Genomic DNA, 11,958 nt, shown 5'->3' with positions numbered 1-11,958 from the left:
CGTCTTGGATACGATCAATCGCAGGCGCTTCCTTGCCCTGTCCGGACTTTCCGCATTGGGTGCGTGGGCCGGAACGGCCCGCGCGCTGGCCGCGCAGAACGATGTGGCAGCGCTGAATCCGCGCAATCTGCTCGCATCGCCGCGCTTTGCCAGTACACCGTTCACTCTCGGCGTGGCGTCGGGTGATCCGTCGGCCGACGGCGTGGTGCTGTGGACGCGGCTGGCCACCGAGCCACTGGTGTTCGGCGGCGGCATGCCAACCCGGCCGATGGCGGTGGCATGGCAGCTGGCCGCCGACGAGAGCATGCGCACCGTGGTGCGGCAGGGCACCGCCCTGGCCCACCCCGAGCTCGGCCACGCGCTGCACGTGGAACTGGACGGCCTGCTGCCGGGGCGGCCGTACTGGTACCGCTTCACCGTGGGAGGCCATGCCAGTGCGATTGGCCGCACCCGCACCCTGCCTGCGGCCAACGCGCGGGTCGACCGCGTGCGCTTCGCGGTGGCCGGTTGCCAGCACTACGAGGAGGGGCACTACAGTGCATGGCGGCACATTGCCGAGGAGCCGCTCGACTTCGTGTTCCATTACGGCGATTACATCTACGAGGGCGAAAGCCAGCCTGGCGTGCGCAGGATGAACGGCCAGCCGTTCACCAACCTGCGCAACCATGTTGGCCCGCAGACCTACACGCTCGACGACTATCGCCGGCGCTACGCGCAGTACAGGACCGATACGGACCTGCAGGCCGCGCACGCCGCGTCGCCGTGGTTCGTCACGTTCGATGACCACGAAGTGGACAACAACTGGGCCGGCGCCGAGGACCAGGACGGCACGCCCAGTGAAGTGTTCCTGCTGCGCCGCGCACAGGCATTCCAGGCGTACTACGAGAACATGCCGCTGCGTGCTTCGTCGTTCCCGCGCGACGGCCATATGCAGATGTACCGGCGCGCGCGCTATGGCACGCTGCTGGACCTGCACCTGCTCGATACCCGCCAGTACCGCAGCAAGCAGGTGGACATCGCGCAGCGCGGGCAGGTGGAATCTCCCGAACGCAGCATTGTTGGCGCAAAGCAGGAGCAATGGCTGTTCGACGGCCTGGCCGATGCCGCACCACGCTGGCACACCATCGCCCACCAGGTTTCGCTGGGCAACTACCTGCGCGAGAAGGACGGCGTGGTGCAGGCCTCCGACGACCAGTGGTCCGGTTATCTGTCCAGCCGCCGCCGCCTGCTCGATCACATCCAGAAGGTGGGCTTCGGCAACGTGGTAACCGCCTGTGGCGATGCGCACCGCCACTATGCCAGCGACCTGGTGCAGGACAATGCCGATTCCGGGGTGATTTCCAGTGAGTTCCTGGCCACTTCGATCACGTCGGGCGCGGACGGGCAGGGCGTGGATGCCTATGCAGAGAACCAGCTGCGGCACAGTCCGCACCTGAAGGCGACGACGGACAAGCGTGGTTATGTGCTGTGCGACGTCACCCGTGATGCCTGGATCGGTGACATGAAGACGCTCGATACCGTCATGCAGCCAAACGGCGCGCTGCAGAGCTGGAAGCGCTATGCCGTGGAGCACGGCCGGCCGGGGTTGCAGGAGGCCTGAGCGGGATGTCCCACCCTGTGGAGCCGAGCACGCGCCCGGCTCCACAGAATCACTTTCAGCCGTGATCGAAGCGCAGCGGTTCGCTGCCCATGGCAGGGTCGCTGGTGCCAGGCCGGCCGTCTTCGGCACGTCCGGCGAGGCGTTGCTCGACGCCCTGCGAGCGCACGATCAGGTCGTACCAGCCTGCGGTTGGTGCGGGATCCCAGGCCAGTACGGTTTCCGCGCCGGCCACCAGCTGCAGTTCGCGGGTGGGCATGTGGCCGGCGTAGGCGCCGGCCTGCACCTGGACCTTCCGCGCTGAAGGCGATGGATTGCGCAGTGTCAGGCGCATCTGGCCGTCCGCGCGCTCCACGTGCGCGTGCAGCGGCGCGAGCGTGCCATCGCCGCGATAATGGCGATGGAATCCATTCGGTCCCAGCAGCCAGAGATCGTAACGACCCTGCGCATCCAGCGGCCAGCGATCCTGCAGCGGGGCACCCGGTACCACGGTGTAACGGCGCGGAACGGCGTCCAGGCGCAGGCGGTCGTAGACATGCAGCACGGCCGCGGCGCCATCGCTGGCCAGCTGCAGGGTGAGACCAGCACCATCCACCGATGTGGCCTGCACGTGCGGCCGATAGGGCAGTGCCCGTGCAGGACGTACGCCGGGCTCCTGGCGGGCCGGATGCAGGCCATCGGGCAGCGCGGGCACGGTACGGCCGGGCAGGGCGGCAGCGCGCGCGGCGACAGCGGTGACATCGGGCAGCGCCTTGGCGAAGGGGCGGGTGTCGCGCTGGGCGAAGTCGAAGGCGTTGCTCAGATCACCGCAGACCGCACGCCGCCACGGCGAGATGTCCGGCGCGGCGACGCCGAAGCGGCGCTCGATCAGACGCAACACCGACGTGTGGTCGTACACCTGCGAGTCGACCCAGCCGCCGCGGCTCCACGGTGAAATCACATACAACGGTACGCGCGGGCCAAGCCCATAGGGGCGCCCACGCAGCTCGGCGGCATCGTATTTCTGGTCGCCCGGTGCCGGGTGGCGGTGGTATTCGCCCTCGGTGCTGACCGCCGACGCACCGGCCCAGCCGGCACCAAGCGGGGAGGGCGGTGCGGGTGGCGGCACATGGTCGAAGAAGCCATCGTTCTCATCGAACATCAGCAGCAGGGCGGTACGGCTCCACACCTCTGGATCGGCGGTCAGTGCATCCAGCAGGCGCGCGGTATAGGCGGCGCCCTGCGCGGGGCTGGACGGACCGGGGTGCTCGCTGCCGGCTGCGTCGGCAATGATGAAACTGACCTGCGGCAGGCGGCCGCTGATCGCGTCCTCGCGCAGCTGCGCCAGGCCACGGGTACTGACGCCGCGCGCGCGCAGCTCCGGGTCATGCCCCGGGGCGCCGCGGTACGCCTGGCGGAAGGTCTCGAACCCGGCAAGCGGGTTGTCGGTGAAGTTGTCGGCCATGTCCTGGTAGATCTGCCAGGACACGCCGGCCTGCTGCAGCCGCTCGACATAGCTGGCCCAGCGGTACGAGTCCGGATGGCCGCCCAGCTCGGGGAAATTGTCGTGCGAATTGGCGATCACCGGGCCGCCTGCCTGGCCTTGGGCGTCGTTGTGGCCGGTCCACAGGAACACGCGGTTCGGGTTGGTGCCGGCCTGCATCGCGCAGTGGTAGGCATCGCACAGCGTGAACGCATCGGCCAGGGCGAACTGGAACGGCATGTCGCTGCGCTGGAAGTAGCCCATCGAGTGGTTCTGCTTGGCCTTGGGCCAGTGCGCCATGCGCCCGTGGTCCCACGCCTGCTGTGCATCAGGCCAGGTGTGGGGCGTGCCTTCCACCCGCATGTAGCCGAAGTGCGCAGCGGTATCCAACGGGAAGGGGGCGATGGCGCGTTGTCCGCTGGCGTCGGGCTGCAGCCACAGGCTGCGCGGGCGGTCGCCAGCGGGCAGCGGCGATGCCGGGGCAACGAAACGGTCACCGAAGCCACGCACGCCTGGCAACGTGCCGAAGTAGTGGTCGAACGAGCGGTTCTCCTGCATGAACACCACGATGTGCTGCAAGTCCTGCAGGCTGCGCGTGCGCGAAGCAGGGGCGATCGCTGCTGCCCGGGCGATGCTGGGCAGCAGCGGCGAAAGGCCGGCGGCGACGCCGGCCTGCAACAGTCGGCGTCGGCCGGTATCAGTCACAGGGTCACACTCACAAGTCCACGCGGAAGGAGATGCCGACGGTGCGCGGGGCGCCGATGAAGGCGTTGTCGCGGCCGTCCACCCCTGCAAGATAACGCTTGTCGGTCAGGTTGCTCACCACCAGGTTGGCGCCCATGCCCTTCAGGCGCGGCGACAGGCCCTGCAGGTCGAAGCCGATGTTGGCGTTGAACACGGTGGCCGAGGGCAGCTTGTTGACGTTGGCCGCATCCAGGTAGCGTTCGCCCAGGTAGCGACCGGACAGGCCGAAGTTCCAGTTCTCGCCCTGCCAGTCGGCCGACACCACCAGGATCTGCTCCGGCTGGCCGATCACCTTGGCGCCATCGACGATGCCCAGCTGCGTGTCGCGCGCGTCGTTGCCGCTGCCCAGGTACTTGGAACGGTTGTAGGTGTAGGCCGCATTGATGCGCCAGCCATTGTCCCAGCCGTAGCCGAAGGCCGCTTCCAGGCCGTTGCTCTCCACGCCGCCGAAGTTCTCGTAGACGCCATCGGTCTCGCCGAGGTAGTCGATGCCGCTGACCAGGCCGGCCGGCAGGTAGACGATGCGGTTGTCGAACTTGATGTTGTACAGGGTGACCGAGGCGGTCAGCGGCCAGCGGCTGATGCGCATGCCCAGTTCGATGTTGTCGGCGGTCTCCGGTTCGACGTTGCGGAAGCGCTGGGGATCGGTTTCACCCAGCACGCCGGACGGGATCGCGGCGAAGTTCTGCGAGTAGCCGGCGAACAGTTCCATGCCCTCCACACCCGGGGCCCAGGTGAAGCCGGTGGACAGCAGCGGATCGGACTTCGAGTCGGACTTCACATTCTCGGCGGCGCCGATCACGCGGCGGCGGGACTGGTCGACGAAGAACTGCTTTACGCCCAGGCGCGCGCTGAACGGGCCGAAGCGGGCCACGTCCTCGACGTAGTACATCTGCTCATCGACCTTGTACTTGTCCTCGAACTGCACCCAGTAGGGCTGGTGGTCGAAGGCGATGTCCTGGCCGACGTTGAGCAGGCGGTGCCAATCGCGGCGCACGGAGCGGTCCAGCTTCTCCACCCACAGCCCGCCGCGCACGGTGTTGTCGATGGCGCCGAAGGTCTGCCGCCATTCAACGTCGGCGGTAACGCCCATGCGATCGTTGTCGTAGTGGGAGTGGCGGTAGGACTGCGCGCCCTGCACGTTGCCGGCGTAGCAGTTGGGGTCGTACTCGGCGCTGAAGCCGAGTCGCGGCGTGCAGCTGGCCAGGCGCTGGGCGGAACTGCCGTCGGGGTTCACGAAGTAGATCTGGCCGCGGTTGCTGCCACCGTAGACCGTCCTGCCGCCGAGGTACTCCGACTGCGGGCGACCGGCACCGTCGTCGTTGACGTCGGCCAGGTACGGCGGCAGCCAGTCACCGCGGCCCTGCATGCGGTGCCCGTAGGCGGCCATCGAGGCCTTGAAGCCGTTGCCGCCATCGAAGGCTGCGCGCAGGTAGCCGAACGTGTTCTCGCGCAGTGCGCGCGAACCGGAGCGGTAGTTCTGGTCCAGGTACGGAATGCCGGTCAGGGTGCCGACCAGGCCGTCGCGGTCGGGGTTGGTGGCGAACCCCTTCGGCGAAACACTGGTGTACTCCGGCTCGTCGGCATCGTTGTAGGACAGGTAGCCGGTCAGGGTCCAGCGGTCCAGTTCGGTGATGAACTTGCCGGCGATGTTGTCGTTGCTGGTGTGGCCGGTGCCGTCGATCCAGTCATGCACGCGCGCCGACGATGCGCTGATCCACGCGCGGGTGTGTCCTGCAAGCAGGCCGGTGTCGTAGCGCACGTAATACTTGCGCGCTTCATTGTCACCGGCACCCACCACCATGCGCAGTCGCTGCTCCTGCAGTGGGTCGCTGGTGAGGAAGTTCAGCGTGCCACCGAGTGCTTCGTTCGAGCGCGAGGAGATATCGGCCGTGCCCTGGCTCACTTCCACCGTTTCCAGGTCGAGCGTGTCGATGTAGCGGTTGGCCAGCGAGCCGCCGCCATAACCGGAACCACCATTGGGCAGGCCATCGATGGTGGTGCCGATCTGCTGGGTGTCGCGGTTGGTGACAAAGCCGCGCATGCTGATCTGCGTGCCCCACACCGACGAACCGGTGGCATCGGCTTCGCTGACGACCACGCCGGGCACTTCGTTGAGCGCGCCATTGACGCTGCTCAACACCGTCTGCCGGTTCAACGTTTCCTGGCGCACCGAGGTCTTGGCATAGCTGGTGGCCTGGCCGATCACCTGTACCTGGTCCAGGGTCCGCGCGTCGGCGCTTCGCGTATCGGCCACATCGCCCTGCGGTGCTTCAGCCAGGGCATCCAGTGCGGGAGCAATCAGCAGGGCAAGCAGCGAGATACGGGGAAAGCGCGCAATCGTTCGCATCGAAACCGGACCTTCAAGGGAGGAAAGTCCGGGAGTGTCGGCAGCGCCGATGACATGGCGGTGACGCGCAGATGCAGGGAGTGTGTTGTGTGACGGCCGGCAAGACCGGGGCGTTGGTCAGTAGCGCGCGTCCTTCGGTTTCGGATCACGCGGCCAGTCCTTGGCTTTGCCGGCGAAGTCCGGGCGCGGCTGGTTGATGAAGTAGCTGGCGATATCCACCGCGTCCTGGTCGGGCATCACCTGCTGGCCCAGTGGCGGTTCACGGGTCATTGCCGGCGGCATGTTGTGCTTGACGAAGCCTGCGGCCTTGTACAGCCGCGCCATGCCGGCACCGATGTTGAAGCTGCGCTCGCCCCACAACGGCGGGAACGCGATATCGCCGCTGGCGTCGCGCCGGCCTTCGCCGTTGTCGCCGTGGCAGGCGGCGCACTGCGCGGCATACAGCGTCTGTCCACGTATCGGGTCCGGTGTCAGCGTGCTGTCGATCGGCCCTTCGCTGGGCGCGGCCACGCGCGCACCCTCTGGTACCGGGCGGCTCAGCCACGCCATGTATTCCAGCATCGCACGCATCTCCGGCGCGTCCTTGGCCAGCGGCTTGCCGTTCATCGAACGCTGCAGGCAACCGTTGATGCGCTCGGCCAGGCCGATTTCCCTGCCCGGTCGCGGCATGTAGCGCGGGTAGCTGCCGCCTCCGGTGTTCAAGTAGTGGTTGCCGAACGGTCGCTTGCCCTCGGCCATGTGGCACGAATTGCAGTTCAGATCGTTGCCGACGTTGTCCGGCAGCAGGCGTGCGGTCTCGTTGAGCAGGCGACGGCCGAACATCACCGCGTCGGCGTTGCCGAGGCTGGCGATCTCCTCGGCACTGGGCACGTGGTACTGGCCCACCACCTGGCCGTGGCTGTCGAGGATGTCCAGGGTCCTCGCGACTTCCGCGTCCAGGTCCGGGTACAGGTGCTGGTACAGCAGCGTGCCAGCACCGGCCAGCAGCACCGCAACGACCGCGCTGGCGATCAACACTGTCGAACGCTTCTTCGAACGCCTCATTGCGCCGTCTCCTGCGGGACCACATGCGCCGGCTTGTCACGCACCACCCGGCGCATGCGCGCTACGTCCAGTTCAGTGACCGCGCTGGCCTGGTTGCCCCAGCTGTTGCGGATGAAGGTGAGGATATCGGCGAGCTGCGCATTGGGCAGCTGCTCGAAGCCCGGCATGGTGAATGCCATGCGGTCATGCGCGGTATGTGGCGTGCGCCCGCCGGTGAGGGTTACCTGCACCAGCGAGCTGGGATCATCGGCGAAGACGATGGAGTTGCCCGCCAGGGCAGGGTAGACCCGTGGCATGCCGCGGCCATCTGCGCGATGGCAGGCCTGGCAGTGTTCGGCGTAGGCCAGCGAACCGGCCACCCGGTAGTCGCCGCCGCGCAGTGCGGCGGTAGTGGTGTCGGTGCCCGGCGTCCACTGCGCGCTGCGCCCTTCGCGGGCCGGCAGCTGCTTCAGGTACCGCGCCATCGCCAGCAGATCGGCGTCGGACAGGTACTGCGTGCTGTGCTCGACCACATCGGCCATGCCGCCGAAAGCCGCGGAGCGATCGGTGCGGCCGGTACGCAGGAACTCGACGATTTCGGCTTCGCTCCAGCTGGCCAGGCCGGTCTGTTCATTGCGCAGGTTCTTCGCATACCAGCCTTCCAGCACCGAGCCGGACAGGAACTGGCGGCTGCCATCGTCGGCCATCGCCTTTTCCTGGAAGGCCAGCCCACGCGGGGTATGGCACGCGCCGCAATGGGCCAGGCCTTCAACCAGTTCGGCGCCGCGCTGCTGGCCGGCATCCAGGGTGGGATCAGGGCTGAAGCTGCGCGGGCGTGCGAACAACAGCTGCCACCAGGCAAGCGGCCAGCGCATGTTTGCCGGCCACGGAATCGTGCTGTCGGCGTTGTCCTGCCGGACCGGCTGCACCGCACCCATGAAGTAGGCATACAGCGCCTTGATCTCGGCATCGCTGGCGATCACGTACGAGGCGTAGGGCATGGCCGGATACAGCGGCTGGCCGTCATGGCGGATGCCACGCCGCACCGCGCGCTCGAAATCGGCGTAGTCGTATGCGCCGATGCCGGTCTCCGTGTCCGGTGTGATGTTGGTCGAGTACAGCGTGCCCATCGGGGTCTGCATGCCAAGGCCACCGGCGAACGGCCTGCCGCCCGGTGCGGTATGGCAGGCGGCGCAGTCGGCAGCACGCGACAGGTACCGGCCCTGTTCGATCAGGGCCGGGTCGTGGATGTCGACCTCGGCGTGTTGCGGTGGGGCGAACCAGTACGGTGTACTGCGGGCGATGCCGTAAGCGGCGGCCAAGGTGGCGGCCAGGGCAATGGCGAGCTTGAACGGGGTGCGCATGCCGGCACTGTGGCCATTCGTGCGATGGCGTTCATTGATCCGGATCAATGCTTTGGCCGGTCGCGACATTGTGACAAGCTGAATCGATCCTGCGCTGTCATCAACCCGTCATCCAGCTGCGATAGATGGCGCCGGGCGTGGCCGCTAACCTGCCACGCTGTCGCACTTTTCCCCTGACTGCCCATGAAGCGCCTGCTGCTGCTTTTGCTGGCGTGCGCCGGCCTGTGGCTGGCTGCATGCTCTTCCTCGATGACGGCCTCGTCCACCTCGCTCAGCGACCGCCTGATCGCGCCCGGTGGCGTCTCGCCCCTGCTTGATCAACCGCGTATCGCCGCAGCTGTGGCCGCGCTGCCGAACCGGCATGGCTTCGCCCCGGGCCGTGATGGCGTGCCGATCTTCTGGCGTGCTTTCGATCCGGGCGACTACGGTGCGCGCTACCACTACCTGCCGCAGCAGCACCAGAACGGCCTGCCGCTGGATACCGGGTTGAGCCTGTCCGTACCGCAGCCGTTCCGCGCGCAGGCGCCGCGCGGCACTGTGGTGCTGCTGCACGGCTGGATGATGAACGGTGATTCGATGCTGCCATGGTCGCTGCAGCTGGCCGAGTCGGGCTACCGCGTGATCACCCTGGACCTGCGCAACCATGGCCAGTCCGGCGCCGGTCCCTCCGGCTACGGCACCTACGAGTCGGACGATGTTGTGGATGTCATCGCCGAACTGCGCGCGCGCGGCGAAGTGATCGGCCCGCTGTACCTGTTCGGTGTTTCCTACGGCGCTGCCACCGCATTGTTCACCGCCGACAAGCTGGGCGACCAGGTCGCCGGCGTGGTGGCGATGGAATCGTTCGCCAATGCCGGGGTTGCGATCCGCACCATGATTCCGCATCTGATGGCCCTGCAGCCGGAAGGGTTGAAGGCACAGGCCATCGCTTCGTATGCACGCTGGCGCTACGGCAGCCAGGACATCAACCAGGTGGTGGCCGCCGCCAGCCGCCGCATCGACGTGGATCTGGACAAGGTGGATGTTGCCCGCGCGCTGGCCGATACCCGCGCCTGCGTGCTGCTGCTGCACGGGCAGGGCGACCAGCACATTCCGGTCAGCCAAGGCCGCGCGTTGGCGCAGGCCAATCCGCGTGCGCACTACATCGAGATGCGCGGCGAAGATCACATCACCCTGCCGCTGCGGCTGGACCTGCTGGCCAGAGTGGTCGATGACTGGATGGCGCGCGACGAGCACCATCCGAAAGCCGCGTGTCCGGCACCGCAGTTGCCGGCCCAGGCCGAATGGCTGGTGCATGGCGTCGACACACCCGCAAAAACCCCAGCACGCGGCTGAGCTTCAGGGCAGGCGGCGGGCCAGCGAACGTGCAGATGCCGCTACACCCAGCAGCATCGCTGCCACGCACAGGAAGGCAAAGCCCAGGCTGGTGGCATGGGCGAGCGCGCCGATCGCTGCGGGGCCTGCAAGAATGCCGGCATAGCCCAGCGTGGTGACTGCGGTGATCGCAATGCTCTCCGGCATCGCGCGCTGCTGGCCCGCCATCGAGAACAGGGCGGGCACGATGTTGGCGCAGCCCAGGCCCACCAGCACGTAGCCGACCAGCGCCATGGCGAAGGAGGGCACCAGTGTGGCCAGCGCGAAACCGGCCGCAGCGGTGATGCCGCCGATGACGATGGTACGGGTGCGGCCAAGGCGCTCGACGATGCCATCGCCGAACAGGCGCATCGCCGTCATCGCCAGCGTGAAAACGGCAAAACCGGCACCGGCCTGGTCGCGCGGCACGTGGCGTATTTCGGCCAGGAACACCGCGCTCCAGTCCAGCATCGAACCCTCGGCCAGGAACACCACGAAGGCGAGCACGCTGATGAACAGCACCACGCCGTGCGGCAGGGCCAGCATCGGGCCGTCATGCAGAATGCGCTGCGGGCGCCAGTGCGGTGCCGACAACAGGGCCACCAGCAGCATCGCCGCCACGGCAACCAATGACGCCAGCCACAGGGGCGTGCCGAGAACCAGCAGGCCGGTCATGCAGCCGGCGCCGATGAAGCCGCCGATGCTGTAGAACGCGTGGAAGCCGGACATCATCGGCCGCCCTGCATCGCGCTCGACGGCCACCGCCTGCATGTTCATCGTGCAGTCCATCGCCCCCACACCCGCACCGAACACGAACAGCGTTGCTCCCAGTGCCAGCGGCGTGGGGGCGAGCGTCAGCAGTGGCAGGGCGAGCAGGATCAAGGCCGTGGTCGCGATCATCAAGCGGCGCGAGCCCAGGCGCGCGGTCAACGCACCGGCCAGTGGCATCGCCAGCAGCGAGCCGAGGCCAAGGCACAGCAGCAGCCCGCCCAGGCTGGCATCGGACAACCCGGCCTTGGCCTTGGCGAAGGGCACCATCGGTGCCCAGGCAGCGGTGGCAAAGCCAGGAATGAAGAACGCAGCGCGGGTCGCGTGCTGCTGGGCGCGGGGAGAAGAGGGCGTCATGCGCGAGGAAGGCTCCAGAAGATCCTCTTCATGAAAACGTTTTCAGAAGCCATCGGCAAGTGCCATGGATGACATCGGGCGACGCATACGAATGCAGTGGTCCGGATGCGTCACCGTTGATTAACGCCATCAGTGGAGAGTAGCCCGACGGTCGGCATTCCGCCCGGCCGCCGCCGGAGATCAGCGCATGAGCACCACACCGACCATCCTCCTCGTCCATGGGTTCTGGGGCGGGGCCGCACACTGGGGCAAGGTCATCCTGGAGCTGCACCGCAAGGGCCACGACCAGGTGAAGGCGGTCGAACTGCCGCTGACCTCGCTGGTCAACGACGCCGAGCGGACGCGCAGGATGATCCGCCAGATCGATGGCCCGGTCGTACTTGTCGGGCACTCCTACGGAGGCGCGGTGATCACCGAAGCCGGCAACCAGCCGAATGTGCAGGCGCTGGTCTACATCGCCGCATTCGCGCCGGACAGTGGTGAGAGCCCCGGTGGCATCACCCAGCAGCACCTGCCCGAAGCAGCACCGAACCTCGCCCCGGACAGCGATGGCTATCTGTGGCTGCGTGCCGACAAGTTCCATGAGAGCTTCTGCCAGGACCTCAGTGCCGACGAAGGCTGGGTGATGGCGGTGACCCAGAAGGCGCCGCTGGCCAGTACCTTCGGCGATGCGATCAGCGATCCGGCGTGGAAGCACAAGCCGAGCTGGTACCAGCTTTCCAGCCAGGACCGGATGATCGCGCCACAGAACCAGAAGGCCATGGCCGAACGCATGCAGCCCAAGCGCCTGCTGCAGCTGGAGGCAAGCCATGCCTCGCTGGCCTCGCATCCCTCCGAAGTGGCAGCGCTGATCCTGGAGGCCGTGGCTGCCGTCGACGGCTGACTATCGCCAGGCAGCAGTCCCAGGTCAGGCACTGGCGCCACCCCACGACAGCGGGGG

At 67.4% G+C, this 11,958-nt stretch carries 8 protein-coding genes; 3 read left to right on the top strand and 5 right to left on the bottom strand.

Annotation, left to right across the window (positions count from 1 at the left end; genetic code table 11):
* Positions 1–4 precede the first annotated feature (4 nt).
* A complete protein-coding gene (locus AC1DCU_RS07855; protein WP_099842260.1) occupies positions 5–1,600 on the top strand; it encodes an alkaline phosphatase D family protein in 1,596 nt (531 codons plus the stop codon).
* Between the two features lie 55 nt (positions 1,601–1,655).
* On the opposite strand, the gene AC1DCU_RS07850 is transcribed toward AC1DCU_RS07855, so the two are convergent.
* From AC1DCU_RS07850 to AC1DCU_RS07835, 4 genes are all read right to left on the bottom strand, one after another.
* Positions 1,656–3,764, bottom strand: coding sequence for a phosphocholine-specific phospholipase C (locus tag AC1DCU_RS07850; RefSeq protein ID WP_313115660.1), 2,109 nt, complete (start codon positions 3,762–3,764; stop codon positions 1,656–1,658).
* 10 nt (positions 3,765–3,774) lie between these two features.
* The gene (locus AC1DCU_RS07845; protein WP_313115658.1) at positions 3,775–6,153 is read right to left on the bottom strand and encodes a TonB-dependent receptor; all 2,379 of its coding nucleotides are present in this window, start codon (positions 6,151–6,153) and stop codon (positions 3,775–3,777) included.
* A gap of 117 nt (positions 6,154–6,270) precedes the next feature.
* Positions 6,271–7,197 (bottom strand): c-type cytochrome, encoded by a 927-nt coding sequence (locus AC1DCU_RS07840; RefSeq protein ID WP_313115655.1) that lies wholly within the window; start codon positions 7,195–7,197, stop codon positions 6,271–6,273.
* Positions 7,194–8,540, bottom strand: coding sequence for a c-type cytochrome (locus AC1DCU_RS07835; protein ID WP_154881325.1), 1,347 nt, complete (start codon positions 8,538–8,540; stop codon positions 7,194–7,196). Before AC1DCU_RS07835 ends, AC1DCU_RS07840 begins: the two co-directional genes overlap by 4 nt.
* Before the next feature lie 183 nt (positions 8,541–8,723).
* On the opposite strand from AC1DCU_RS07835, the gene AC1DCU_RS07830 reads away from it, so the two are divergent.
* Positions 8,724–9,875 (top strand): alpha/beta fold hydrolase, encoded by a 1,152-nt coding sequence (locus AC1DCU_RS07830; RefSeq protein ID WP_313115652.1) that lies wholly within the window; start codon positions 8,724–8,726, stop codon positions 9,873–9,875.
* A gap of 3 nt (positions 9,876–9,878) precedes the next feature.
* Here the strand turns inward: AC1DCU_RS07830 and AC1DCU_RS07825 are convergent, their stop codons facing one another.
* A complete protein-coding gene (locus tag AC1DCU_RS07825) occupies positions 9,879–11,018 on the bottom strand; it encodes an MFS transporter (RefSeq protein ID WP_032976527.1) in 1,140 nt (379 codons plus the stop codon).
* 187 nt (positions 11,019–11,205) lie between these two features.
* On the opposite strand from AC1DCU_RS07825, the gene AC1DCU_RS07820 reads away from it, so the two are divergent.
* On the top strand, positions 11,206–11,901 hold the full coding sequence (locus AC1DCU_RS07820; RefSeq protein WP_033830819.1) for an alpha/beta hydrolase: 696 nt from the start codon (positions 11,206–11,208) through the stop codon (positions 11,899–11,901).
* Positions 11,902–11,958 lie beyond the last annotated feature (57 nt).

The sequence above is a fragment of the Stenotrophomonas sp. 10L48 genome (assembly GCF_056395105.1).
Note: the sequence above shows the minus strand (reverse complement) of the source record. Positions and strands in the feature narration are given on the sequence as shown.